The following is a 25,820-nucleotide window of genomic DNA, read 5'->3' on the forward strand; positions in this document are numbered from 1 at the left end:
TGTAGTTTTATAGACTTCAAATTTCTAGAAAATGTCAGAACAAAAACGTCTCTTTTTAGTCGATGCTTACGCGCTTATTTTTCGTGGGTATTATGCTTTTATAAAAAACCCAAGAATTAACTCTAAAGGTGAAGATACTTCAGCCATTATGGGTTTTATGAATTCACTTTTAGATGTCATCAAACGCGAAAGACCAGACCATTTAGCGGTATGTTTTGATAAAGGCGGAAGTGTAGATCGTGTAGAAATGTACGAAGCTTACAAAGCCAACCGTGACGAGACACCAGAAGGTATTCGCACTGCAATTCCTCACATTTGCAACATTTTGGAAGCTATGCATATCCCAATTATGGTAAAGGAAGGTTTTGAGGCAGATGATGTTATTGGGACACTTTCCCGTCAAGCGGAAAGAGAAGGTTACAAAACTTATATGGTCACGCCAGATAAAGATTTTGCACAATTAGTGACCGAAAATATTTTTATGTATCGCCCAAAATCGTTTGGTGGCGGATACGAAACTTGGGGAATTCCAGAAGTACAGAAAAAATTTGAAGTCGAAAGACCAGAACAAGTTATTGACTTTTTAGGAATGATGGGCGACTCTAGTGATAACATTCCTGGTTTGCCTGGCGTTGGCGAGAAAACTGCCAAAAAGTTTATTAAAGAATTTGGTAGCATGGAAGGACTTTTAGCCAACACAGACCAGCTAAAAGGTAAGATGAAAGAAAAGGTTGAAGCTAATGCTGAATTAGGAAGGCTTTCAAAAGAATTAGCGCGAATTATGCTTGATGTTCCAGTGGAATTCAACGCTAAAGATTTCGAGTTAGATCATCCAGACATCGAAAAAGTAAAAGAAATTTTTCAAGAGTTAGAGTTTAGACGTCTTACTGATAATTTTATTAAAACGTTTACGTCTGAAACCGATAATTCAAATACAACAACTAATCAAAATGTCACTTCGAGCGCAGTCGAGAAGTCTCAAACAACAAAAGAAAAAGCATCTGCTGGCGCAGGACAATTCTCTTTATTTGGTGGCGGAGACGATAGCTCAAATTCTGAAACAAACACATCTTTTACAAGAAATACAGCCGAAAACACAAGTCACTTTTACCAAAGTGTTGCAAGCGGAATGGCAACAAAACTCTTTGTAAAAAACCTGCTCAATCAATCATCAGTGTGTTTTGATACCGAAACTACGGGCTTAAATCCTTTAACTGCAGAATTGGTTGGTATTGCGTTTTCTTGGGAAACTGGTAAAGGTTTCTACTTACCATTTCCTGAAAACAAAGACGAAGCTCAAGAATTAATTGAAGAATTACGTCCGTTTTTTGAAGCTGAAAACATTCAGAAAATTGGTCAGAATTTAAAATACGATATCAAGGTTTTAGCTAAATACAATATTGAAGTTAAAGGACCTTTATTCGACACCATGTTAGCGCACTATTTGATTAATCCAGACATGCGTCACAACATGGATGTACTCTCAGAAACCTATCTAAACTACTCGCCTATTTCCATTGAAACCTTGATTGGTAAAAAAGGTAAAAATCAGTTGTCAATGCGCGACGTGCCTTTAGATAAACAAACCGAATATGCTGTAGAAGATGCTGATATTACACTTCAACTTAAAGAACATTTTGAAAAAGAGTTAGGCGAAGCTAACACACAAAAATTGTTTGATGAGATTGAAATCCCATTACTACGCGTTTTAGCCGCAATGGAATTAGAAGGCATTAACCTTGACAAAGACTTTTTAAACAGCTTATCAGAGCAATTAAACACAGACATTGCCAACTTAGAAAAGAATATTTACGAAGCTGCTGGCGAAGAATTCAACATTGCATCACCAAAGCAATTAGGTGTCATTTTATTCGAAAAAATGAAATTGGTTGACAAGCCAAAAAAGACTAAAACTGGGCAATATTCTACCGCAGAAGATGTATTGAGCTATTTAGCTAAAGACCACGAAATCATTCAAAATATTTTGGATTTTAGAGGTTTAAGCAAACTTAAAAGCACATATGTTGATGCGTTACCGCTTCAAGTAGAAGAAGCTACAGGTCGCGTACATACAGATTATATGCAAACTGTTGCTGCAACTGGTCGTTTAAGTAGTAATAATCCTAATTTACAGAACATTCCTATTCGTACAGAACGTGGTCGTCAAGTACGAAAAGCGTTCGTACCTCGTAATGAAGATTACACATTATTAGCTGCCGATTATTCTCAAATTGAGTTACGCATTATCGCAGCGTTAAGTGAAGAAGAAACGATGATTGAAGCCTTTAAACATGGTGAAGATATTCACGCATCAACTGCTTCAAAAGTATTTAATGTTGCTATTGAAGACGTGACTAGAGAGCAACGTAGTAATGCGAAAACAGTTAACTTCGGGATTATTTATGGTGTGTCGGCATTCGGTTTAAGTAACCAAACCGATTTATCTCGTAGTGAAGCCAAAGAGTTAATTGATACGTATTATGAAACCTATCCAAAGCTTAAAAACTACATCAGTAAGCAAGTCGATTTTGCACGAGATCATGGTTATGTGCAAACGGTTTTAGGTAGACGCAGATATTTAAAAGATATCAATTCTAGAAATGCTGTTGTTCGTGGTGCAGCAGAGCGAAATGCGGTTAATGCACCAATTCAAGGTAGTGCAGCAGACATCATCAAACTAGCAATGATTAACATTTACGAGAAATTAGAAGCTGGTGATTACAAAACCAAAATGCTTTTACAAGTTCATGATGAATTGGTATTTGATGTCTATAAACCAGAACTAGATGAGATTTCAAAACTTATTAAAACTGAAATGGAAAATGCGTTTAAACTTTCGGTACCTTTAGATGTTGAAATTGGTCTTGGCGACAACTGGTTAGAAGCGCATTAGACATAAAAAAGCAGGATTAAATCCTGCTTTTTCGTTTTATATATTACACCTATTATGCAGTTTGCATTTCGTGCTTACCTTCATAGACTTCTTCTACTAATTTAGCATTAAATGCTGGTAAATCTTCAGGTGAGCGACTTGTTACTAAACCTTCGTCTACAACAACTTCTTCATCTAACCAATGCGCTCCTGCATTTTCAATATCGGTTTTAATAGAATTGTAGGATGTTACTTTTCGCCCTTTCAAAACATCTGCTTCAGCTAACAACCATGGTGCATGACAAATTGCTGCTACAGGTTTCTTGTTTTCAAAAAACGACTTTACAAAATCTACAGCCTTATCATTACGTCTTAAAATATCTGGATTGATGACGCCTCCTGGCAGCATTAAAGCATTATAATTACTCTGCGATACTTCATCTAGAGTTTTGTCTACTTTGTAAGCATTACTCCAATTTCCGTTATCCCAACCTTTAATTTCGCCAGTTTTTAAAGACACAATATGCACATCTGCTCCTGCCTCTTCTAACGCTTTTTTAGGTTCTCTTAATTCACTTTCTTCAAAGCCATCGGTTGCTAAAATTGCAACAGTCTTTTTTTCTAAATTTTCCATTATCATTTGTGATTTTTTGGGTTAATAATTCTCCATTCAAACTAACAGATATATCAACCAAAACCAAAAAATGTGGGTGGATTAACCTAGACTTAACAGCTATTGTTAAGGAATCTTAAATACTTATGAGTTAGCGCTTCTTCTTTTTACTTCGGAATTTAGCCTTATTCTTTCGTTTGTTAAAAGGTACAGCATCGTTAAAGGTGTTTTTAGTTTTACCAGGTTTATTTTTACGCCATTTTTCATCCTTTTTAGGCAACAAAACGTCAAGTAAATCTTGTCTTCCTAATTTATTAAGCGTGTTTTTAATCCAAGCTTTATTTTCATCTTTATACCAAAAGAAAAAACGGTGTTGTTCGTCTTTTTCCTTTCTGGTTTTTGGCGTGTTCACCTTTTTAAGTGTGTAAGGATGGTAACCACTGTAATAAATCACCGTTGCAACCGTCATTGGTGTTGGCGTAAAGCCTTGAACTTGCTCTAGCTGAAAGCCCATATCTTTAGTTTCGGCAGCAAGATTAGCCATATCTTCAACTTCGCAAGCTGGATGATTTGAAATGAAATACGGAATTAACTGCAAGTTCAGTTTATTCTTAATATTGATTTTATCAAAACGTTCTTTAAACTTATGGAAGTAACTAAACGATGGTTTTCGCATTAATTTTAATACTGGATCGCTAGTATGTTCTGGCGCTACTTTAAGTCGACCAGAAACGTGTTTGGTCATCACTTCTTCGGTATAATCGTCTAATTCTTTTGGATCTGCGTTTTTATTGAATTCTGGCACCAACATATCGTGTCTAATTCCAGAACCGATAAACGATTTTTTTACCTTTGGATGACTATCAACCGCTTGGTATAATTCGGTTAACGGTTTATGAGACGTATCTAAATTGCTACAAATTACTGGTGAAATACAACTTGGTGCAACACATTTATCGCAAATAGATTGTACTTTACCTTTCATTTGATACATATTGGCGCTTGGTCCACCAATATCAGATAAATAGCCTTTAAAATCTGGCATATTCGCCACTTTATCAACTTCTCTTAATATGGACTCTTTACTACGACTCGCTATAAATTTTCCTTGGTGTGCCGAAATGGTACAAAAACTACATCCACCAAAACATCCACGATGAATATTTATAGAGGTTTTTATCATCTCGTAAGCAGGAATTGGTCCGCGCTTATTGTATTTTGGATGCGGTAAACGCGTATAAGGCAAATCGAAAGATGCATCAATCTCTGCTTCCGTCATTGTAGGATAAGGCGGATTTATCATCAGTATCTTATTACCTACTTTTTGGAAAATTCGTCTTGCCGCCAATTTATTTGACTCTTGCTCTATCACTTTAAAGTTAGATGCGTAAGCCTTTTTATCTTTTAAACAGGTTTCGTGTGAGGCGATTTCAACATCTTCCCAATTTTTGTTTTTTGGGATATCGTTATCATCATTAATAAGAATTGCCGTTTGGTTAACAGTATTTATACTATTAAAAGGTACACCACGTTCTAGCAAACGGACAATTTCACGAAGTGGTTGTTCTCCCATTCCGTACACCAACATATCGGCTTTAGAGGTTTCTAAAATAGTTGGCATTAATTGGTCGCTCCAATAATCGTAATGTGTGACACGACGTAATGAACCTTCAATACCACCAATTAAAACTGGTGTATCTGGCCATTTTTCTTTTAAAATTTTACTGTAAACCGTTGATGCATAATCTGGTCTAAAGCCAATTTCGCCATTTGGTGTGTAAGCATCTTTATCGCGACGTTTTTTATTGGCGTTGTAGTTGCTAATCATAGGATCCATGCAACCACCAGTAACACCGAAGAATAAACGCGGTTTACCCAACTTAACAAAATCCTGAAGATTATCGTTAACATTAGGTTGTGGTACAATAGCGACTCTCAAACCCATACTTTCTAATAAGCGTCCGATAACTGCAGGACCAAACGTTGGGTGATCTACATAGGCATCTCCGCTAAATAGGATAACATCTAGGTACTCCCATCCTCGAATTTTCACCTCTTTGTTTGTGGTAGGCAACCAACTAGAAAGTCTTAATTCTTCTTGCATAACGGCACAAAGGTAAATAGAAAATGTATTCGTTCGTTTTAAATATCGTTAATAAGTGTGTAGAATTCGATTGGTACCTTATGATAGATTCTCTTTTTTGAAGTAATTTTGCATCTTGAAAGACATTATGAGCATCATATCAACAGATTTATCAAAAGCTGTAGAGCTTCTTAATAATGAAGAGCTTGTTGCTATACCAACTGAAACGGTTTATGGTTTGGCTGGCAATATCTTTTCAGAAAAAGCGGTAAAAGCTATTTTTGAAACTAAAGAACGTCCATTTTTTAATCCGTTGATTGTTCATATTCCTAGTATCGATTATCTCGAGACTATTGTTGAAGAGTTTCCTGAAAAAGCAAAACTCTTGGCTGAAGCCTTTTGGCCTGGACCCTTAACTTTGGTTTTAAAAAAGAAATCCATAATACCAGATTTAATTACTGGCGGAAAAGACACAGTTGCTGTTAGAATTCCTAATCATCCGCTTACATTAGACCTTTTGAGCAAATTAGATTTTCCACTTGCTGCTCCAAGTGCTAATCCATTTAATAGAATTAGCCCAACAAAAGCTGAGCATGTTGAAAGTTACTTTATGGATAAAATTCAAATGGTTTTAGATGGTGGTCCATGTAAAAGCGGTATTGAATCTACAATTATTGGTTTTGAAAACGGTGAACCTATTATATATAGACTTGGCTCTACTTCTATTGAAGCTATTGGAGCCGTAGTTGGAAGAATTGAAATTAAAAATAAAAAAGAGAATGCACCTGACGCACCAGGTATGTTAGAGCGTCATTATGCACCTAAAACGAAAACAATTCTCACCACAAATATTGCGGAAGCCATTAAAACTCATAAAGATTTAAAAATTGGTCTTCTAACCTTTAATGATATTTTGAATGATGATGCTATTCATTTCAAAATTGTGCTATCCGAAGGCAAGAATCTTGAAGAAGCGGCTTCAAAATTGTATGATGCATTGCATCAATTAGATCAACAAGACTTAGATCTTATCATTGCTGAGCGACTACCGGATTATGGTTTAGGAAAATCCATAAATGATAGATTAACAAGAGCTACTAAAAACTGATACTTCTCATTAGTTTCAACAATAATATTTCTTAACTTATTAAGCATAATATTGTGTTTGTATGTTAATCTAATACTTATTGCCATGAAAAATATTTTACTTTCTTTAGACTTTAATGGTGGAGAAACAATACTTGTAGACAAAACTCTAGAAATAAGTAAAAAATTTAACTCTAAAGTTTGGTTGATACATGTTGCGTCACCTGATCCTGATTATGTAGGTTTTGATGTTGGGCCACAATCGGTTAGGGATAATAGAGCCAATCAATTACGTGAGGAACATCAGAAACTTCAGGATTTTGCTAACGAATTAACAAGAGAAGGTATTAAATGTGAAGCTTTATTAATTCAAGGTAGTACGGTAGAAACCATACTAAAAAAAGCAGAAAAATTAAATATTGATCTTATTGTTATCGGTCATGAGATACATGGCCTTATTTACAAAGCGTTATTTGGAAGTGTTTCTGAAGGTTTGATTAAAAAAACTAATATTCCTGTCTTAGTTGTACCTTTAGATTAATTGTATTTTTACATCCATCCTAACATTACTGATTTTCAGTTCAAAAAAAACCATTTCAAGGTTTGTCAATCCAATTGTTTGTCGTAAATTTGCAAACTCTTTTTCGGAAGAGGAATGTTTAATCTTTTGTACCCTTTGGTGCAATAATAAATCAAATTAGTGTGGATACATTAAGCTACAAAACAGTTTCTGCTAACAAAGCTACCGTTAATAAGGAGTGGGTTTTAGTTGATGCTGAAGGACAAACTTTAGGTCGCTTAGCTTCAAAAGTAGCAATACTTTTAAGAGGTAAGCACAAGCCTAACTTTACGCCACACGTTGATTGCGGTGACAATGTAATCGTTGTAAACGCAGAGAAAATCAACTTAACTGGTAACAAGTGGACAGATAAAAGTTATATCCGTCACACAGGTTATCCAGGTGGTCAAAGAAGCTTGACTGCTACTGAGATGTTTGAGAAAGATCCAACCAGATTAGTAGAAAAGTCAGTAAAAGGAATGTTGCCTAAAAACAAATTAGGAGCACAATTATTCCGTAACTTAACTGTTGTTGCTGGTGCTGAGCACGCTCATGAAGCTCAAAAGCCAAAAGCAATTAATTTAAACGAATTTAACTAATGGAAGTAATTCACAAAATTGGCCGTAGAAAGACGGCTGTTGCCCGTGTATACGTTGCCAAAGGAAAAGGTAACATTACGGTGAACAAAAAAGACATGGCGGATTATTTTACTACTGCAACGTTGCAGTATAAAGTAAACCAACCTTTAGCTATGACTAACAATGATGGCAACTTTGATATTACTGTTAACGTATATGGAGGTGGTATCACCGGCCAGGCGGAAGCTATACGTTTAGCATTATCTCGTGCAATGTGCGAATTAGATGCTGAAAACAGAGCAATATTAAAGCCAGAAGGTCTATTAACAAGAGATCCAAGAATGGTAGAGCGTAAGAAATTCGGTCAGAAGAAAGCGCGTAAGAAATTCCAGTTCTCTAAACGTTAATATCCAACAACACTTAATTCAGAACTTGACTTTTTAAGTTCTGAATTATTTTATTTTATTGAAAACCGCTGTATAGTGCAGCAATTTATAAACCAGTTATTGTTGTCCATGACATCACTGTCAGGATTTAGTTTAGCATCTAAATGATTAAGGCAAATAAAAACCACTTAATCATTGCTAATTCAACAGAACGTAAACTATTACAAAAATGGAAAAAGTAGAAGTAAAAGAACTACTAGACGCAGGTGTACACTTTGGTCACCTAACACGTAAGTGGAATCCAAACATGGCTCCTTATATCTACATGGAGCGTAACGGAATTCACATTATTAACCTTTACAAAACAGCTGCTAAGATTGAAGAAACTTGTGCTGCATTAAGCAAAATTGCTGCATCAGGTAAAAAAATCTTATTTGTAGCTACAAAGAAACAAGCTAAAGATATCGTAGCTGAGAAAGCTGGATCTGTAAACCAACCTTACATTACAGAGCGTTGGCCAGGTGGAATGCTTACAAACTTTGTAACGATTCGTAAAGCTGTTAAGAAAATGTCTTCGATTGATCGTATGAAAAAAGACGGTACTTTTGAGTCATTATCAAAAAGAGAGAAATTACAAATAGACCGTCAACGTGCTAAATTAGAAAAGAACTTAGGTTCTATCTCTGATATGACACGTTTGCCAGGCGCTTTATTTGTTGTAGATACTTTAAGAGAGCACATTGCTATTAAAGAAGCTCAAAAATTAAACATACCAATCTTTGCAATGGTTGATACTAACTCTGACCCACGTCAGGTTGACTATTTAATCCCAGCAAATGATGACGCTTCAAAATCTATCAATAAAGTTTTATCTATTGTTTCATCTGCAATTCAAGATGGATTAAACGAAAGAAAAGCTGAGAGAGCAGATAAAGATAGCGGTAAAGCTAAAAAAGCTGAGAAAGCTCCAGTAGCAGCTCAAGAAGAAGAATAAAATAACATTTAGAAAATATATAAAAGTCGTTTAATTCGTTTCTTCGCAGAACATTAATTAATCGACTTTTTTAAATTAAACACTATGGAAAATACTGTAAAAATTACAGCAGCAGAAGTAAACAAGCTAAGACAAGCAACTGGTGCTGGTATGATGGATTGTAAAAAAGCTTTAGTTGAAGCTGGTGGTGATTTTGATAAAGCCATTGAAGTATTACGTAAAAAAGGACAAAAAGTTGCAGAAAAGAGAGCTGACAGAGATTCTTCTGAAGGTGCTGCTGTTGCTAAAATAAATGCAGATAACACATCTGGTGTTGCTATCGTTTTAGGTTGTGAAACAGATTTCGTAGGTAAAAACGAAAACTTCGTAAAATTAGCTAACGATCTTGCTGAAGCTGCATTAAACTACAGCTCTAAAGAAGAGTTTTTAGCTGCTGATTTTGGTGGTATGACTGTTGCTGAAAAATTAGTTGAGCAGACTGGTGTAATCGGTGAAAAATTAGATATCACTGCTTTTGAAAAATTAGACGCACCATTTGTTGGACAATACGTTCACATTAATAAAATCGCTGCTTTAGTAGGTTTATCTGCAAAAGTTGATAATGCTGATGTTTTAGTTAAAGACTTAGCAATGCAAGTAGCTTCTATGGGAGCAACTACTTTATCTTATAAAGATTTTGATCCTGCTTTTGTAGCTTCAGAAACTGAGGCTCGTATCGCAGTTATCGAAAAAGACAATGAAGAGCTTGCTCGTTTAGGTAAAACATTAAAGAACGTACCTAAATATATCTCTATGGCACAATTAACTCCTGAAGTTTTAGCACAAGCTGAGGAAGATGCTAAAGCTGAATTAAAAGCTGAAGGTAAGCCAGAGCAAATTTGGGATAGAATCTTACCGGGTAAAATGGAGCGTTTTATTTCTGATAACACGACTCTAGACCAAGAGCAATGTTTATTAGACCAAAAATTCATTAAAGACGAAAAGAAAACTGTTGCAGAATACGTTAAGACATTTGGCGATGTTGAAGTAACTGGTTTCAAACGTGCTTCAGTTGGATAATTCGTTATTCAAAATAATTTATAATACCAAAAGCCTTTCAATTATTGAGAGGCTTTTTTTTGGCAATTTTTTCACTTTTACAGATGCTAATAATTATGTAGCTTTGTTCAACTTTCAAATCAAGTAATGAAATACAAAAGAATTTTACTTAAATTATCTGGCGAGGCCTTAATGGGAGAGCGTCAATATGGTATAGATCCACAACGTTTAGCAGAATATGCACAAGACATTAAAACCATTACCGACTTAGGTGTACAAGTAGCTATAGTTATTGGTGGAGGAAACATATTTAGAGGTGTTGCTGGTGCTAGTAATGGTATGGATCGTGTACAAGGAGACCATATGGGAATGCTTGCTACGGTAATAAATGGACTAGCCTTACAAAGTGCTTTAGAGGATGCTAACATTCCTACAAGACTACAAACAGCTATTAAAATCAATGAGGTTGCAGAGCCATTTATAAGACGTAAAGCAATGCGTCATTTAGAGAAAGGACGTGTCGTTATTTTTGGTGGAGGAACCGGTAATCCTTATTTTACAACAGATTCTGCAGCTGTATTAAGAGCTATTGAGATTGAAGCTGATGTTATTTTAAAAGGAACACGTGTTGATGGAATCTACACTGCAGACCCTGAAAAAGATAGTTCTGCGGTTAAATTTGACCATATTACATTTGATGATGTCCTAAGAAAAGGGCTAAAGGTTATGGATACAACAGCATTTACACTTAGTCAAGAAAATAAATTACCAATTATAGTATTTGATATGAACAAAAAAGGAAACTTACTAAAAGTAGTTTCTGGTGAGACCATAGGCACGGAAGTTAACCTTTAGTTTTGGCTTAACTTTTGATAACTCACAATTAAAATTTTAAAATTATGGACGAAGACATTCAATTTATATTAGATTCTGCAAAAGAAGCAATGGACAATGCTATTAAGCATCTAGAAAAGCAATTGGTAAACATTAGAGCAGGTAAAGCAAGTCCTGCCATGTTAGGAAGTGTTATGGTAGATTATTACGGTTCTCAGACACCATTAAACCAAGTTGCCAATGTTAACACACCTGACGGAAGAACAATTTCTGTTCAGCCTTGGGAAAAAAGCATGCTACAAGAAATTGAGCGTGGTATAATGCTAGCGAATCTTGGTTTTAATCCTATGAATAATGGAGAAACTATCATTATCAACGTTCCTCCATTAACTGAAGAACGTAGAAAGGATTTAGCAAAACAGGCTAAAGCTGAAGCTGAAGATGCTAAAGTAGGTGTTAGAAATGCGCGTAAAGATGCCATGAACGATATTAAAAAGGCTGACGTTTCAGAAGATCTACAAAAAAATGCAGAAATCGATGTACAAGAACTCACCGATTCTTACGTTAAGAAAATAGATAAAATTCTTGATGTAAAAGAAAACGAAATTATGACGGTTTAAAGTCATCTTGCTTTAGATTTAGTTTTTTTGGTAAGACAAACTATCTGAAACAAATTTCAGGTAAAGCGAAGTTTTTATATTGAGCTTTTCATATTAATCCATTTATATGCTTAAGCATACTCTTGCTATTTTTTTTCTTTGTCTTGCAACCTTCTGCATGGCTCAAAATCCTATTCCCAAAGAAAGTGATTCTGCTAAAACAGCTAGAGATTCTATAAAAAAGGCTGAATTCTTAAAAAATATAGGAAACGGTTTTTTACCTGTTAATTTCTTTGATTTAGATTTAAGATACCTAATAAAGTTTAATCAATATGAAGGTTTTAGAACAGGCCTAGGTGGTATTACAAACAAGCGATTTTCTGAACGCTATCGTGTAAATGGTTATGGTGTTTATGGCTTTAAAGATAAACGCTATAAGTACAGTATTGGTGGTGGATTTAGAGTTAATAAAGCTACCAATACATGGATCAACTTTGCTTATACTGATGACTTAAAGGAAACAGGGAGTTCTACATTTTTAACTGACAAACGCTTCTTCACTTTCTTTGAGCCTAGACTTCTTAACATTGATTTATTTCATAGGCACATTACAAAATCCATAGGAATACAGCACAAAATATCTAACCATTTATTATCTGAAACACAATTTTCAACAAGTAAAATTAACCCTACATATAATTACAATTTTGTATTAGGTGGCGAGTCTTATAACACGTTTGATTTGAGTACAGCTAAATTTAGCTTACAATGGAGTCCTTTTAGCAAATTTGAGTTAAAAGAAGACCAAATTGTAGTTACCAAAGATGGTTATCCTAAATTTACATTACAATTTACACAAGGTTTTAAATCTGTTTTTGGTAGTGATTTTAATTTCTCTAAGTTAGATTTTAGAACTATTCAGCAATTTAGGCACAGCAATGATTCTAAAACAAATATTACTCTTGTAGCAGGTATTGCAGGTGGAGAGACACCTCTTACACATTTGTATCACGCCTATCCAAATAATATTACCAAAGAAACCATACTGCAGCGTTTTTCTGTGGCTGGACTTAATAGTTTTGAAACCATGTATTTTAATGAATTTTTTAGTGACAAGTTCTCTACCCTTCAACTAAAACATTTCTTTAAACCTTTTAAAATTTCAGAGCGTTTTAAGCCACAATTAGTGCTTATTTCCAGATATGCCTTAGGAGACATGAAAAGCATCAATAGACACCAAGGAATAACCTTTAATAGGCTGAATCATCTCTATTCTGAGTCTGGTTTTGAAATCAATAAACTTCTGCTTGGGTTTGGATTGAGTTTTGCCTATCGCTATGGCGCATATCATCTTCCTAATTTTGAAGATAATATTGCTTTTAAATTTACTTTTAATATTTCTTTATAAGCTATTAAAAACAAAAAACCCTTCCAAATTCTGGAAGGGCTTTTCTAATAGATATTATTTGATTTTGTTACCATCTTTATCAAAAAAATGATATTCAAGATATGTGTAAGCATCTCTGGGTATAATCTTTACCCATTTTTTGTGTTCAAAGAACCACTTTGTACGTACCGATGGATAACCTTTGGTTAAAAAGGCTGCTATAAAAGGATGTGCATTTAAGGTTATCTTTTTATAGTCTTTTTTAATAATCCTTTCTAGGTCTTGCTTAATACGTTGCACTACTTTAATTGGTGCTTCTATTTCGTCTCCACCTACGAGATTAGGATTTTCTTCTTTAGTTTTAATATTGCGCTCTGGCCTAACGCGCTGTCTGGTAATTTGCACTAAACCAAACTTACTCGGCGGCAATATTTTATGTTTTGCTTTGTCATCTTTCATCTCTTCACGGAGATGATTGTAAAGTTGTTTTCGGTTTTCTGCTCTGCCCATATCTATAAAATCAACTACAATGATTCCTCCCATATCACGGAGGCGTAATTGACGAGCAATTTCTGTTGCAGAAATTAGATTTACTTCTAAGGCTGTGTCTTCTTGGCTTTTTTCTTTGTTAGAACGGTTACCACTATTTACATCTATAACATGCATAGCTTCGGTATGTTCTATTACAAGATAAGCTCCTTTAGCCATAGAAACGGTTTTTCCAAAAGATGTTTTTATCTGGCGTTCTATACCATATTTTTCAAAAACTGGAATGCCGTTTTTATAATACTTTACGATTGACTCTTTTTTCGGTGCAATTTTTTGCACGTAATCTTTTACTTGTAAGTACAACTCTTCATCATCTACAACAATACCAGAGAATGAATCATTAAAAATATCTCTAAGAATAGAAGACGCTTTGTTCATTTCTCCTAAAACTTTTGTTGGGTGATGTGCTTTGTACAACTTTTTACACATTGCTGTCCATCTTGCCAGCAAATTCTGTAAATCACTATCTAGCTCGGCAACTTTTTTGCCTTCTGCTACAGTACGAATAATAACACCAAATCCTTTAGGTGTAATACTTTTTACTAATCGTTTTAATCTATCTTTTTCTTCTTGAGATTCAATTTTTTGAGAAATTGAAATACGATTAGAAAAAGGTACCAAAACAATGTATCTACCTGCAATAGACAATTCTGAACTAATGCGAGGTCCTTTTGTAGAAATTGGTTCTTTTACTACTTGTACTAAAATTGATTGATTAGATTTAAGCGCATTGGCTATACTGCCATTTTTGTCTAAATCTTTTTCAAACGGAAAGTCTTTGAGACTGTAATCTCTTAATTTTCCTGTGCTTACACGTTTAATGAATTTTAAAAGTGAAGGTAATTTTGGTCCTAGATCATGATAGTGTAAAAATCCATCTTTTTCGTAGCCCACGTTAACGAAAGCTGCATTTAATCCTGGAATAACTTTACGGATTTTGGCAATAAAAATATCGCCTACTGCAAAGTTGTTATCCTCTTCATCTTTATGTAATTCAATAAGTTTTCCATCTTTTAATAAGGCAAAATCAACAATATCTGAACTCGATCTTACGATTAATTCTTTGTTCATAATGTTAATTTATATCTATCTCTTCATTGAGGTAGATGGATTTTACTAAATTATTTGACACAGGATTCCGATAAAATATCGGAAAATCCAAACAAATTAAGATGTACTCTATTAAATACACCTAATTTTATATCAAAGAACGCTTGTTAAAACTGAAAAAAGTAGTCTAAAAACTACTTTTTCCCAGCTTATTTCTTTTTGTGACGATTAGCGCGTCTACGTTTTTTACGCTTATGCGTCGCTACCTTGTGTCTTTTTCTTTTTTTACCACTTGGCATAATGAATAATGCTTTTTTAAATTAATATTTTGTTTAATGTCTTTAGTTAACTTCAACATTAGATTTTACACCTTCTAAAAATACTTTAGCTGGCTTAAAAGCTGGTATGTTGTGAGCTGGAATTTTGATAGTCGTGTTTTTGGAAATGTTACGACCTGTCTTTTCAGCTCTAGTTTTAATAATAAAACTTCCGAAACCTCTTAAATATACGTTATCACCACTCTCTAGAGATGATTTTACTTCTTCCATAAAAGTTTCTACTGTAGCTTGTACGTCACCTTTCTCCATACCTAATTTATCAGATATCTTAGCTACTAAATCGGCTTTTGTCATTGTTATTAGTTTTAGGGTTACTATAAATCTTAAGGGATGCAAATATATGTAATTTAATTTCAATATTTCAAGCGTAATTAATTAAAATTTAACGTAATAAAGATTTAATTTTGCTTTAGCATTTAAAAATTCAATGGATTTTAAAAACAAACTAACTTACTGGTATTCAAACAATAAAAGAGATTTACCCTGGAGAAACACTAAAAATCCATACCATATTTGGCTCTCAGAGATAATTTTACAGCAAACACAAGTTAAGCAAGGATTACCTTATTATGATGCTTTTATTAAGCAATATCCTACTGTTTTTGATCTTGCAAATGCATCTGAACAAGACGTTTTAAAACTATGGCAAGGGCTAGGCTACTACTCCAGAGCAAGAAATCTTCATACCACTGCTAAATATGTGGCGTTTGAACTTAATGGTAATTTTCCGGATAACTACAATGGTTTAATAAAACTTAAAGGTGTTGGTGATTACACAGCCAGTGCTATAGCTTCAATAGCATTTAACGAAGTTGCAGCCGTAGTAGATGGTAATGTTTATAGAGTACTATCGCGTTATTATGGCATCAATACGCCAATAAACTCAACAAAAGGTATAAAGGAATTTAAAGAGCTAGCATCTTCGCTTATCGATAAAAATGAACCAGCAACCTTTAACCAAGCTATTATGGAATTTGGCGCCACCCAGTGTAAACCAAAAAATCCGTATTGCATTGTTTGTCCTTTAAATGAAAGTTGTGTTGCTCTTCAAAAGAATTTAATTGATTCATTACCTGTAAAACTAAAAAAAACGAAAGTAAAGAACAGGTTTTTCAACTTCTTAGTGTGTATTGATAAAAGAAAGAATACTATACTCGAGAAAAGAACCTCAAAAGGTATTTGGCAAAATTTATATCAATTTCCATTAATAGAATCTAATAAGAGTTTATCTCCTGAAGAATTTCATTTGCTCAACATAGAAGATTCTATTTTACGCAATCTAGAGTTTGATTACTCCTTATATAATACAGAGGATAAAATACATAAATTATCGCACCAACATCTTCATACAAAATTCTGGATTATTGAAACAGAAGAGCTGTCAAAAAATACCATCTCAATTACAGATTTAAAAAGTTATCCTGTACCTGTGCTAATTGGAGACTTTATTGAAGCTTTTAATTTCTAATTCCTACAAGAATCACATTTTTTTCTTAATTTTAATTGTGTGATTACAAATTAAGTAACTTTGCAAGCTAAAACCATTTTAATATGTCAGGAACATTGAATAAAGTAATGCTAATTGGGCATTTAGGAGATGAAGTAAAAATGCATTATTTCGATGATAAAAACTGTGTTGGCCGTTTTCCTTTAGCAACAAACGAAACTTATACCAACAAAACCACCAATGAACGCGTAACTAATACCGAGTGGCATAATATAGTGGTAAGAAATAAGGCTGCCGAGATTTGTGAAAAATACTTAAGCAAAGGTGATAAGGTTTATATAGAAGGACGTATTAAAACAAGAAAATGGACTGATGATAAAGGCATGGAGCGCTATTCTACAGAGATACAATGTACCGACTTCACCTTTTTAACCAATAAAAACGAACAGCAACAAGGACCATCTAATCCTGTTGCTCAACAACCATCTCAACCTCAGCAACCTGCTCAAAACAGTGTTGTTCCAGAAGAGGATGACGATTTACCATTTTAATTAAATTAATTTTATTTTGGATCCAGAACCCTCGGTTTTACTTTCAAATTTATTAGTTACCAATACATCGTTTATAACTAGTATAATTTTACTTATTATACTATTAGCCTGCTCTGCTCTTATTTCGGGAGCCGAAGTTGCACTCTTTTCTTTAACCAAATCTAACATAGATAAGGGTATTGAAGATAACTCTTCTGCCATGCAGTTAATTTCTTCATTATTAGAACGCCCAAAAAAGTTATTAGCTACTATTCTTGTTGCTAACAACTTTATAAATATTGCTATTGTTTTACTATTTGCAAGTATTAGTGAAAATTACTTTGAAAATCTTAACTATTCTGTAGATTTATATGTTTTTGAGCTTGAATTAGCCTTCTTCTTGAAGGTTGGTGTTGTTACATTTATTATACTTCTTTTTGGTGAAATTATTCCTAAGATTTATGCAAGTAGGAACAGTGTTAAGTTTGCTTCCTTTATGGCAAGACCTTTAAAGGTTTTGGATGTTATATTTTCTCCAATAAGCCTTCCAATGCGTTATACTACACTTAAAATACAGGAACGATTTGGTAAACAACGTTCTAATCTTAGCGTAGACCAATTATCCCAAGCTTTAGAGCTTACTAATGACGAGGACACCACGCAAGAAGAACAAAAGTTACTGCAAGGTATTGTATCTTTTGGTAATACAGATACTAAACAGGTAATGCGACCTCGAATGGACTTGTTTGCCTTAAATATTGACACTCCTTTTGACACTATCATAAAAGAAATAGTAGATAATGGTTATTCTAGGATTCCGGTTTATGAAGAAAGCATAGATGATGTTAAAGGTGTACTATATGTAAAAGACCTTCTACCACATCTAAATGAGAAAAAATTTAATTGGACAACTTTACTAAGAGAGCCTTTCTTTGTGCCAGAAAATAAAAAGCTAGATGATTTAATGGTAGAGTTTCAAACTAAAAAAGTACACTTAGCTGTAGTTGTTGATGAGTATGGCGGCACTTCTGGTTTGGTGTCTTTAGAAGATATTATTGAAGAAATTGTTGGTGATATAAGTGATGAATATGATGATGAGGATTTAGTTTACACAAAACTTGATGATAATAATTATAGTTTTGAAGGTAAAACACCTCTAAAAGATGTTTATAAAATCATTGCCTTAGAAGACAATGAAGCTGATGATTTTGAGAATAAAAAAGGTGATGCAGAAACACTAGCTGGTTTTGTTTTAGAAATATCAGGAGGGTTCCCAAGAGTTGGAAGTAAAATAAATTTTAAAAATTACGTTTTTACTATTGAAGCCTTAGAGCGCAAACGCATAAAACAAATTAAGCTTACGCTTTTAGATAATTTAAATTAAAAAATATCCTTCTTTAGAAGGACGTTATATGAAACGTATATTAATACCTATAATCAGTCTCTTTATGTTAGGTTGTGGTAATGATCCATCATTACCAAAACCAAAAGGTTACTTGCGTTTAGAGTATCCTGATGCCCAATATAAAAAAGTAACCTCATCACTTCCTTTTTCTTTTGATAAAAATGCTTTATCAGCATCAGTTTCTAAGGTTAAAACCTCGGGAAATGTTAGAGGTTTAGATGTAAAATACCCTTCATTAAAAGCTACGATTTATTTAAGTTATAAAACAGTAGATAATAATTTGGATAGTCTGCTACGTGATGCTCAAAATCTTACACAAAAGCATACCATGAAGGCAGATGAAATAACTTACAAACCTTTTGAAAATCCTGTAGATAAGGTTTATGGCATGTTGTACGAGGTTGGTGGTGATGCTGCCTCTCAATCTCAATTTTATGTTACAGATAGCACAGAACATTTTCTTAGTGGTTCTTTATACTTTTATGCTAAACCTAATTACGATTCTATTTATCCAGCATCAGAATATCTTAAAAAAGATATTAAGCGTTTAATGGAATCTATAAAGTGGAAAGAAAATTAAACTTAAGATTTTAATAATAAAAAAAGCAGCCGATTGGCTGCTTTTTTTATTACTATCACTATTGTAATTAGAAGTTATATCTAATTGCAAAGTTCCATGTTCTACCTAAACCAAAGTAACCTTGGTTAGCTGTAGCAATACCATTATATACTTGTCCATTTGACTCATAAGTACCAAGTGATGGGTCATCTGAATCAATTAAATCATCAGCTTTGATATTTGTAGTAAGCTCAGATAAATATACGTAGTCAAATAAGTTGTTAATGTTGACACGGAAATTAACCGTCTTATCTTTTTCTTTACCTACGAACATTTTATAAGACATCCCTAAATCAACTAAGTTGAAAGATGGTAACTCTAAGTTTTCTTTAACTGCACCAACATCTGCATATAACTTATCATAATATCTTATATCAGAATCTACAGAGAAGTTTTGGTTAATTTGCCAGTTAGCACCTAAACCTGCAGTAAACTGAGCTGCACCACCAACTTTTCCACCATCAAAATCTTGATTAAATGTATCAATAAGAACCTGCTCTTCATCTAATATTCTTGTTACACCTTCACCTTTATACTCCCAGTTACCTACAGACACAAATCCATTTACTCTTAAATCTGCCATTGGTCTAGCAACAAAATCTACCTCAACACCTGTATGTACTTGCTCTACACCTTGGTTAGTTGTAAATTGTAACTGATCATCAACAACGTTTGATGAAGTTACAACTCTATCTTTCCAAGAGGTTCTATATAAGTTAACATTAGCAGTGAAATATGGGCTCTTAAAAGAGTAACCTGCTTCTAATCCGAAGATTTTTTCGTTCTCTGTTAACGGGTTAACTAAGTTTGTAAAGTTTAAGTAAATATTATCGTGGTATGGCTGACGGTCGTAATAACCAACATTAGCATATACTCTGTGATCATCTGCAACTAAGTAACTACCACCAGCTTTTACGTTAAAACCAAAGTTGTTTACTTTTTCAGAATCTACACCATCTGTAATTCCTTCTGGTAATGGAACCGGGTCACCGTTAACATCTAAAACATTTTGACTAGAAGTGCCATCAATTAAATCTTGATCTGCATATTGGTAGAAATCAAATCTTTGGTGATATTGATTAGAAACAGAACCTTGGAAGAAAGCAGATAATTTGTCGTTAGAATATTCTAACTGAGTAAACAATCCACCGTAAGAGATTCTTTCGTCATTACTATATGCAATCTTTTGGTCTTCATCCCAGTTATATGCATTAGCAAATAATACTTGCCAAGGATCAGCAGATAAATCTTCTGTAGCAATAACTCGCTTATAAGTTCCAAAACTACCGTAAGTATCATGATTATTGTTTTGATCTCTTAAACGAATATTTTCTTGCCAAGATTGTAGGCCATGGAAATTCTCAACTAATCTAAAGTGCTTACCATAATAAGTTCTTAAGTCAAAACCAACATTCCATGTTAAGTTTTCAGATAACTGTTTTTCTAAGTTAGTTACTAAACCATACCAGCTATGTAAATTCATAGATGATCTAGTCACATAACCACCTCCAGCAGCAAAATAACCACCAGCACCATCTTCTACGCTCTCGTTAAATGCATAAATAGCATCATAATCTATTCTTCCTTCATCAGTACGGATACGGTTACCTCTGTTACCTGTTCCTCCACCTAATCCCCAAGATGCATATAATACAGTAGAAAGATTTGTAGTTTCGTTAATGTTAAAATCCCAGTTTAAATTAGCTACTGGCTTATGATAGAAGTTTCTTCTTTCTGTCATATACTCACCTTTGTAAGTTCCCCAGTTGTTATTGTATTTTCTACCATATTCTAAATAAGAAGATATAGCCTTAGTAAAGTTTTGGTCGTGTCTCTGAGGAGCACCTGTAATCAAAAAGTTAAAATTATGCTTATCATTAGGCTGGTAACCTAAAGAGAAGAAGTAAGTTTGACCTTGACCAAAAGTACCTTCGTTGTAACCATCACCTTGCCAATGAGAAAGCATAAAACTTGTTCCCCATCCTTTTTCATTTCTTCCAGTATTATAAGACAACGTCGTTTTTAAATAATCGTCATTAGCAATACCAGTGTAAAAATAACCACCTTCTCTTTTATCTGTTGTTCTGGTAACAAAGTTTACTGTACCACCAACAGAAGAGATTGCTAATTTAGAAGAACCAAGACCTCTTTGGATTTGAACAGCGTTAGCAACATCGTTCATACCAGACCAGTTAGACCAGTACATTTTACCATCTTCCATTCCATTGATAGGCTGACCATTTAATAGATATGCTGTATTATCTTGATCAAATCCACGAACACGAATATTAGAATCACCAAAACCTCCTGCTTGACCAGCAACATAAACAGACGGAGTATTAACTAAGGTCATAGTAATATCTTGAGCACCGATTTTTTGTTGAATTTCTGTAGCTCTAATTGTAGATACAGCAACTGGTGTTTTTCTGTCATCAGCTAAATCGATAATACCTGTACCAACAACAACAACTTCATCTAATGAATTGTCCGGGTTTAAAGTTATGGTACCTACATTTGTGTCTCCACTAAACTTGATAGTCTTTGAACCAAAGCCTACGTAAGAAATCACTATCTCTCCCGAATTAGATTGTGCAGTAAGAGAGAAATTACCATCAAAATCAGTAGTTGCACCATTTGTTGTGCCTTTTACTAATACATTAGCACCTGGTAATGGTGAACTTGTCTCGCCATCTACTACTTTACCTGTAACAGTGGCTTGAGCAAACGCTACTGTAGTGAATAGCATCATTACAGCTGCAAATAAAAATTGGTTAAATTTTTTCATATAAAATTTAAGTTAATTGGTTTCTATTAGTGGCGCAAAATTACATATAACAATGGTTATAATATTACCTAAATGTTAAGAAATTTAACAGTGCAATTTAATTATACTTTTCGCATATTATATGCATGCATAATTAATTTATTATATTTTTTTTAACAATTATTTGCGGTTTTCTTTATAAAAATCAATTAAATGTTGCGTTGAAGAATCGTGTTTAACTGAATTTGAACCAATGGTTAGCTCTTTAAGGATGGTTTTTGCTAATTGCTTACCTAACTCAACACCAAATTGGTCATAGCTATAAATATTCCATATGATACCTTGTACAAAAATTTTGTGCTCATACAAGGCTATAAGCTTACCTAAGCTTTCTGGCGTTAATCTTTGAATTAATATTGAAGTTGTTGGCTTATTCCCTTCGAAAATTTTAAATGGTAGTAATCTTTCTTTTTCAGAGTCAGATAGATTTGTTCCTTCAAACTCTGCCAATACTTCTTCCTTAGTTTTTCCATTCATTAAGGCTTCTGTTTGGGCAAAGTAATTAGACATTAATTTATCGTGGTGACCTTTATTACCGTGTAATGATTCTATAAAACCAATAAAATCAGCTGGTATCAATTTAGTACCTTGATGTATTAATTGAAAAAAAGCATGTTGTGAATTTGTACCAGGCTCGCCCCAAATAATTGTACCAGTTTGGTAATTCACCACATCACCAGACTTATCTACAAACTTACCATTACTTTCCATAATACCTTGTTGCAGATAAGTTGCAAATTGATTTAAATATTGCGTATATGGTATTATAGCTTCACTTTCTGCATTAAAAAAATTATTGTACCAAACTGTGAGTAAAGCCGATATTACTGGTATGTTTTTGTTAAACTCGGTAGTTTTAAAATGCTCATCCATTTTACGAGCACCTTCTAATAGGTTTTCAAAGTTATTATAACCTAGAGATAAGCTAATTGATAAACCAACAGCACTCCACAATGAAAAACGACCTCCAACCCAATCTTTCATTGGGAAGATGTTATTTTCATCTATACCGAAAGCTTTTACACTCTCAATATTGGTAGATACGGCCACAAAATGCTTAGAAATTGCATCTTCTGGTAAACGCTCTAAAAACCAAGTTCTAATAGAATTTGCATTAGATAGTGTTTCTTGAGTTGTAAACGTTTTTGAAACAATGACAAATAATGTTGTCTCTGGATTTAAATCTTTAACAATCTCTTTATGATGGTCACCATCTACATTACTTACAAAGTGTGTATTTAGATGGTTTTTGTAATACTGAAGCGAATCAACAACCATTGCTGGCCCAAGATCTGAGCCACCAATACCAATATTTACAATATCTGTTATGTTTTTGCCTGTGTATCCCTTATGCTTTCCATTTACAACAGCGTCAGTAAAAGTTTTAATCTTTTGCTTTACTTCATAAACTTCTGGCATTACATTTTTACTATCAACAAAAACTTCTGAGTTTTCTTCAGCTCTTAAAGCCGTATGCAATACCGCTCTACCTTCTGTAGCGTTAATAATATCACCTTCAAAATACTTGGTGATAGCATCTTTTAAATCTACCTCATTTGCTAGTTCAATTAAAGTATCAAGCGTTTCTTGTGTGATTCTGTTTTTTGAAAAATCCACATAAAAATCATTCCACTTTACAGTAAGCTCATCCGCTCTTTTAGAGTTAGACTTAAAAAGATCTTTTAGATGAGTAGACTTAATACCTTCAAAGTGAGCTTGTAATTTTTTCCAAGATTTTGTTGTTGTTGGGTTTGTAGATTTAAGTGCCATTATTGTATATCTGCTGTATTATCTTCTGTTATAGTGTTTTCAGTATTTTCAGACTCCGTTTCTAAAAAGAAAATATTATCGAGTCTTTGTTTTATAGGCTTAATATGTTCTAAATATCTTGCCTTTAAACTATCTGAAATTGGTTCTGCTTCTGGTAATTTTTGTTTAAAAGGATCAACTTGTTTACCGTTTTTCCAAAAACGATAACACACATGTGGTCCACCAGTATTACCAGTCATTCCAATATAGCCAATGATATCGCCTTGTTTAACGTATTGTCCTTTTTTAACAGTCTGTCTACTCATATGCAAATACTGGGTACTATAAGTAGCATTGTGTCTAATCTTTACATATTTACCATTTCCACCTCGTCTGGTAGATTCTGTAACTGTACCATTTGCCGTTGCCATAATAGGTGTGCCAATAGGTGCTGCGAAGTCGGTTCCTTTGTGAGGCCTAAGCTTGTAACCATAATAAGCTATTCGTCTTTTTAGATTATAACGAGAAGATAACCTTCCAAACTTTACTGGCATTTTTAAAAAAGCTCGTCTAAGATTTTTTGCCTCTTCATTAAAGTAGTCTTTAATACCTTTTATTGAATCTGTTTGAAACTGAAAAGCATATAACGAATCACCATTGTGTTCAAAATAAGCTGCTTTTACATCGTGCACTCCTGCATAGATAGAATCGTTTATGTATTTGTCTGTATAAATTACCTTAAATCTATCACCAGGCTGAAGACGTCTAAAATCTATGGTCCAAGCATATATATCATCTGCCATCTTATTTGCCAAAACCTGACTTAAGCCCTTACTTTCTAAGGTTAAAGAAATATTGTTTTCTATAATGCCTGTAGCTACTTTTTCTACATAAGTTATTGGCTTTGTACGTGTGTAAGCTTGTATAGAATCTTTAAAATCTATAACTACATAATCCTCTAAATTTTGCTGATAAATAAATGTTGTAGGCTTTTGAATGCTATCATTTACATTATTCTTATCATATAATAAAGTGTACGGTTTACCTACTTGAAGTTTTCTAGCAATATCAAAAGTATCTTTAGCTTTCTCTGCTATTTGAAATATTTCTGGATAGCCAATATTATTTCTCTCTAGTATAATACCGAAAGTATCCCCTTTTCTTACAGTATCTCTTTTGAATTCGAACTTTTTTAAATCAAAACCGAATTCTAGAATTTTTTCTTCTTGTTTCTTTTCTGCAATTTCCTTTTTATAATTCTCTTCAGAATTGTCTTCTTTACATGCATAAAAAAACACCGTAAAAACAGCAAGTACTAATAATCCCTTTAAACGCATTAATCGCTAATTATATATTATTTCCCCAATTTTCTAATTCTTCTTCTGACCATAAATCTGGAAAGAAGATACGTCTTTGATATCTTGGATGCATATACTTTTTCCAGTCACTTCCTCCAGTTGCCTCACCATCTCCAATTCCACTTTCTATATAATGCTTAGCAGCATTATAATGCGCCATTACCCAAGTTACATTAACCGTATAATCAAAATGACGCATGGCTTTTACCAAACCTTTATCTTTTTGATCTTCAGAAGGCAACTCTTTAAAACGAGTCCAAAGATTTTTGGTGTTGTATTTTTGCATAAATCTTAAAAACTCGTCCTTATAACGCTTTTCAAAATTAACTAAAAGTGTAGATTTTTTACCTGTTTTGTGATCTTTTCCTGCGGCTTGCCAGTATAAATGTTCAAAAGCGTGTGTATATGGAGTGTTTCGGTCAATATCTGCTCTAAATCTATAATCTATAAGATTGATTAACTCTGTAGAAGCAAATTCAATGAGTCGATACTGAGCGCTTTGAAAACCACTTGCTGGCGTTAGTGTATACCTAAACTTCATGTATTGTTCTACCTCCATACCTTCTCTCATAATATTGAAAGAGGTCGTGAGCATATCAAAATAACGGCTTATTCGCATTATTTTATTTTCAAAAAAGACTACATCTAGATTTTCTTTTTCGGCGACTTGAGAGATTTCCCAAAGGATCATTTTAAAAATGAGCTCATTTATTTGATGATAGGCTATAAACACCATCTCATCTGGTAAAGTTGTGCGCTGTATCTGAAGATTTAGCAACGCATCTGTTTGTATATAATCCCAATATGTAATCGGCTTGCTGTATAGCAAGCCGTATAAATGGTCATCTGTATCTTGGTCTATCTTAACATACTTCTCTTGAAGTTGTTCTAAAATCTCATCGTAATTTGGTTGGTCTGACAT

The 25,820-nt window shown here is 33.7% G+C and carries 22 protein-coding genes; 14 read left to right on the forward strand and 8 right to left on the reverse strand.

Annotated elements, in window-relative coordinates; genetic code table 11:
• Nucleotides 1-31 precede the first annotated feature (31 nt).
• Nucleotides 32-2,893, forward strand: a complete 2,862-nt coding sequence (gene polA, locus ACXAFS_RS00360; protein WP_475304553.1) for a DNA polymerase I — start codon at nt 32-34, stop codon at nt 2,891-2,893.
• A 52-nt stretch (nt 2,894-2,945) separates the two neighbouring features.
• On the opposite strand, the gene ACXAFS_RS00365 is transcribed toward polA, so the two are convergent.
• Entirely contained in the window at nt 2,946-3,506 is a 561-nt protein-coding gene (locus tag ACXAFS_RS00365; RefSeq protein ID WP_475304555.1) for a type 1 glutamine amidotransferase domain-containing protein, read from the reverse strand.
• A gap of 130 nt (nt 3,507-3,636) precedes the next feature.
• On the reverse strand, nt 3,637-5,589 hold the full coding sequence (locus tag ACXAFS_RS00370) for a YgiQ family radical SAM protein (RefSeq protein WP_475304556.1): 1,953 nt from the start codon (nt 5,587-5,589) through the stop codon (nt 3,637-3,639).
• A 127-nt stretch (nt 5,590-5,716) separates the two neighbouring features.
• Between ACXAFS_RS00370 and ACXAFS_RS00375 the strand changes: the two genes are divergently transcribed.
• The 9 genes from ACXAFS_RS00375 to ACXAFS_RS00415 all read left to right on the forward strand — a co-directional run bounded on the left by ACXAFS_RS00375 (nt 5,717) and on the right by ACXAFS_RS00415 (nt 13,050).
• Complete coding sequence (locus ACXAFS_RS00375; protein WP_475304558.1) at nt 5,717-6,676, forward strand: L-threonylcarbamoyladenylate synthase; 960 nt, start codon at nt 5,717-5,719, stop codon at nt 6,674-6,676.
• 84 nt (nt 6,677-6,760) lie between these two features.
• Nucleotides 6,761-7,195, forward strand: coding sequence for a universal stress protein (locus tag ACXAFS_RS00380; RefSeq protein ID WP_475304559.1), 435 nt, complete (start codon nt 6,761-6,763; stop codon nt 7,193-7,195).
• A 161-nt stretch (nt 7,196-7,356) separates the two neighbouring features.
• Nucleotides 7,357-7,812 (forward strand): 50S ribosomal protein L13, encoded by a 456-nt coding sequence (gene rplM / locus ACXAFS_RS00385; protein ID WP_475304561.1) that lies wholly within the window; start codon nt 7,357-7,359, stop codon nt 7,810-7,812.
• Nucleotides 7,812-8,198 (forward strand): 30S ribosomal protein S9, encoded by a 387-nt coding sequence (rpsI, locus tag ACXAFS_RS00390; protein WP_475304562.1) that lies wholly within the window; start codon nt 7,812-7,814, stop codon nt 8,196-8,198. The genes rplM and rpsI overlap by 1 nt, the downstream gene beginning before the upstream one ends.
• Nucleotides 8,199-8,406: 208 nt before the next feature.
• Nucleotides 8,407-9,171, forward strand: a complete 765-nt coding sequence (rpsB, locus tag ACXAFS_RS00395; RefSeq protein ID WP_475304564.1) for a 30S ribosomal protein S2 — start codon at nt 8,407-8,409, stop codon at nt 9,169-9,171.
• Nucleotides 9,172-9,255: 84 nt separating this feature from the next.
• The gene (tsf, locus tag ACXAFS_RS00400; RefSeq protein WP_475304566.1) at nt 9,256-10,230 is read left to right on the forward strand and encodes a translation elongation factor Ts; all 975 of its coding nucleotides are present in this window, start codon (nt 9,256-9,258) and stop codon (nt 10,228-10,230) included.
• 126 nt (nt 10,231-10,356) lie between these two features.
• Nucleotides 10,357-11,064, forward strand: a complete 708-nt coding sequence (pyrH, locus tag ACXAFS_RS00405) for a UMP kinase (protein ID WP_138432298.1) — start codon at nt 10,357-10,359, stop codon at nt 11,062-11,064.
• Nucleotides 11,065-11,108: 44 nt separating this feature from the next.
• The gene (gene frr, locus ACXAFS_RS00410; RefSeq protein ID WP_475304568.1) at nt 11,109-11,663 is read left to right on the forward strand and encodes a ribosome recycling factor; all 555 of its coding nucleotides are present in this window, start codon (nt 11,109-11,111) and stop codon (nt 11,661-11,663) included.
• A 157-nt stretch (nt 11,664-11,820) separates the two neighbouring features.
• A complete protein-coding gene (locus ACXAFS_RS00415) occupies nt 11,821-13,050 on the forward strand; it encodes a DUF5686 family protein (protein WP_475304569.1) in 1,230 nt (409 codons plus the stop codon).
• Between the two features lie 54 nt (nt 13,051-13,104).
• Here the strand turns inward: ACXAFS_RS00415 and ACXAFS_RS00420 are convergent, their stop codons facing one another.
• Nucleotides 13,105-14,649, reverse strand: a complete 1,545-nt coding sequence (locus ACXAFS_RS00420) for an Rne/Rng family ribonuclease (protein ID WP_475304570.1) — start codon at nt 14,647-14,649, stop codon at nt 13,105-13,107.
• Nucleotides 14,650-14,969: 320 nt separating this feature from the next.
• Entirely contained in the window at nt 14,970-15,260 is a 291-nt protein-coding gene (locus tag ACXAFS_RS00425; protein WP_076619727.1) for an HU family DNA-binding protein, read from the reverse strand.
• A 133-nt stretch (nt 15,261-15,393) separates the two neighbouring features.
• On the opposite strand from ACXAFS_RS00425, the gene mutY reads away from it, so the two are divergent.
• From mutY to gldD, 4 genes are all read left to right on the forward strand, one after another.
• Nucleotides 15,394-16,434, forward strand: coding sequence for an A/G-specific adenine glycosylase (mutY, locus tag ACXAFS_RS00430; RefSeq protein ID WP_475304572.1), 1,041 nt, complete (start codon nt 15,394-15,396; stop codon nt 16,432-16,434).
• 83 nt (nt 16,435-16,517) lie between these two features.
• The gene (locus ACXAFS_RS00435; protein WP_138432303.1) at nt 16,518-16,964 is read left to right on the forward strand and encodes a single-stranded DNA-binding protein; all 447 of its coding nucleotides are present in this window, start codon (nt 16,518-16,520) and stop codon (nt 16,962-16,964) included.
• A gap of 16 nt (nt 16,965-16,980) precedes the next feature.
• Nucleotides 16,981-18,327, forward strand: a complete 1,347-nt coding sequence (locus ACXAFS_RS00440) for a gliding motility-associated protein GldE (RefSeq protein WP_475304573.1) — start codon at nt 16,981-16,983, stop codon at nt 18,325-18,327.
• 28 nt (nt 18,328-18,355) lie between these two features.
• A complete protein-coding gene (gldD, locus tag ACXAFS_RS00445) occupies nt 18,356-18,928 on the forward strand; it encodes a gliding motility lipoprotein GldD (RefSeq protein WP_475304575.1) in 573 nt (190 codons plus the stop codon).
• A 67-nt stretch (nt 18,929-18,995) separates the two neighbouring features.
• On the opposite strand, the gene ACXAFS_RS00450 is transcribed toward gldD, so the two are convergent.
• The 4 genes from ACXAFS_RS00450 to ACXAFS_RS00465 all read right to left on the reverse strand — a co-directional run bounded on the left by ACXAFS_RS00450 (nt 18,996) and on the right by ACXAFS_RS00465 (nt 25,820).
• Nucleotides 18,996-21,752, reverse strand: coding sequence for a TonB-dependent receptor (locus tag ACXAFS_RS00450; RefSeq protein ID WP_475304576.1), 2,757 nt, complete (start codon nt 21,750-21,752; stop codon nt 18,996-18,998).
• 159 nt (nt 21,753-21,911) lie between these two features.
• Nucleotides 21,912-23,561, reverse strand: coding sequence for a glucose-6-phosphate isomerase (gene pgi, locus ACXAFS_RS00455; protein WP_475304577.1), 1,650 nt, complete (start codon nt 23,559-23,561; stop codon nt 21,912-21,914).
• Nucleotides 23,561-24,877 carry a peptidoglycan DD-metalloendopeptidase family protein gene (locus tag ACXAFS_RS00460; RefSeq protein ID WP_475304578.1) on the reverse strand — a complete coding sequence of 439 codons (1,317 nt, stop codon included), beginning with the start codon at nt 24,875-24,877 and terminating at the stop codon, nt 23,561-23,563. Before ACXAFS_RS00460 ends, pgi begins: the two co-directional genes overlap by 1 nt.
• A 10-nt stretch (nt 24,878-24,887) precedes the next feature.
• A complete protein-coding gene (locus tag ACXAFS_RS00465) occupies nt 24,888-25,820 on the reverse strand; it encodes a tryptophan 2,3-dioxygenase family protein (protein WP_475304579.1) in 933 nt (310 codons plus the stop codon).

The sequence above is a fragment of the Winogradskyella sp. ABM4_392 genome (assembly GCF_056160445.1).

Excerpts from the sequence above, each read along its gene's own strand:
- frr (WP_475304568.1), top strand. The coding sequence starts at position 11,109 with ATGGACGAAGACATTCAATTTATATTAGATTCTGCAAAAGAAGCAATG.
- mutY (WP_475304572.1), top strand. The coding sequence starts at position 15,394 with ATGGATTTTAAAAACAAACTAACTTACTGGTATTCAAACAATAAAAGA.
- pyrH (WP_138432298.1), top strand. The coding sequence starts at position 10,357 with ATGAAATACAAAAGAATTTTACTTAAATTATCTGGCGAGGCCTTAATG.
- ACXAFS_RS00460 (WP_475304578.1), bottom strand. The coding sequence starts at position 24,877 with ATGCGTTTAAAGGGATTATTAGTACTTGCTGTTTTTACGGTGTTTTTT.
- tsf (WP_475304566.1), top strand. The coding sequence starts at position 9,256 with ATGGAAAATACTGTAAAAATTACAGCAGCAGAAGTAAACAAGCTAAGA.
- ACXAFS_RS00365 (WP_475304555.1), bottom strand. The coding sequence starts at position 3,506 with ATGGAAAATTTAGAAAAAAAGACTGTTGCAATTTTAGCAACCGATGGC.
- ACXAFS_RS00375 (WP_475304558.1), top strand. The coding sequence starts at position 5,717 with ATGAGCATCATATCAACAGATTTATCAAAAGCTGTAGAGCTTCTTAAT.
- ACXAFS_RS00380 (WP_475304559.1), top strand. The coding sequence starts at position 6,761 with ATGAAAAATATTTTACTTTCTTTAGACTTTAATGGTGGAGAAACAATA.
- ACXAFS_RS00425 (WP_076619727.1), bottom strand. The coding sequence starts at position 15,260 with ATGACAAAAGCCGATTTAGTAGCTAAGATATCTGATAAATTAGGTATG.
- ACXAFS_RS00420 (WP_475304570.1), bottom strand. The coding sequence starts at position 14,649 with ATGAACAAAGAATTAATCGTAAGATCGAGTTCAGATATTGTTGATTTT.
- pgi (WP_475304577.1), bottom strand. The coding sequence starts at position 23,561 with ATGGCACTTAAATCTACAAACCCAACAACAACAAAATCTTGGAAAAAA.
- ACXAFS_RS00370 (WP_475304556.1), bottom strand. The coding sequence starts at position 5,589 with ATGCAAGAAGAATTAAGACTTTCTAGTTGGTTGCCTACCACAAACAAA.
- ACXAFS_RS00465 (WP_475304579.1), bottom strand. The coding sequence starts at position 25,820 with ATGTCAGACCAACCAAATTACGATGAGATTTTAGAACAACTTCAAGAG.
- ACXAFS_RS00450 (WP_475304576.1), bottom strand. The coding sequence starts at position 21,752 with ATGAAAAAATTTAACCAATTTTTATTTGCAGCTGTAATGATGCTATTC.
- gldD (WP_475304575.1), top strand. The coding sequence starts at position 18,356 with ATGAAACGTATATTAATACCTATAATCAGTCTCTTTATGTTAGGTTGT.
- ACXAFS_RS00415 (WP_475304569.1), top strand. The coding sequence starts at position 11,821 with ATGGCTCAAAATCCTATTCCCAAAGAAAGTGATTCTGCTAAAACAGCT.
- ACXAFS_RS00435 (WP_138432303.1), top strand. The coding sequence starts at position 16,518 with ATGTCAGGAACATTGAATAAAGTAATGCTAATTGGGCATTTAGGAGAT.
- polA (WP_475304553.1), top strand. The coding sequence starts at position 32 with ATGTCAGAACAAAAACGTCTCTTTTTAGTCGATGCTTACGCGCTTATT.
- rpsI (WP_475304562.1), top strand. The coding sequence starts at position 7,812 with ATGGAAGTAATTCACAAAATTGGCCGTAGAAAGACGGCTGTTGCCCGT.
- rpsB (WP_475304564.1), top strand. The coding sequence starts at position 8,407 with ATGGAAAAAGTAGAAGTAAAAGAACTACTAGACGCAGGTGTACACTTT.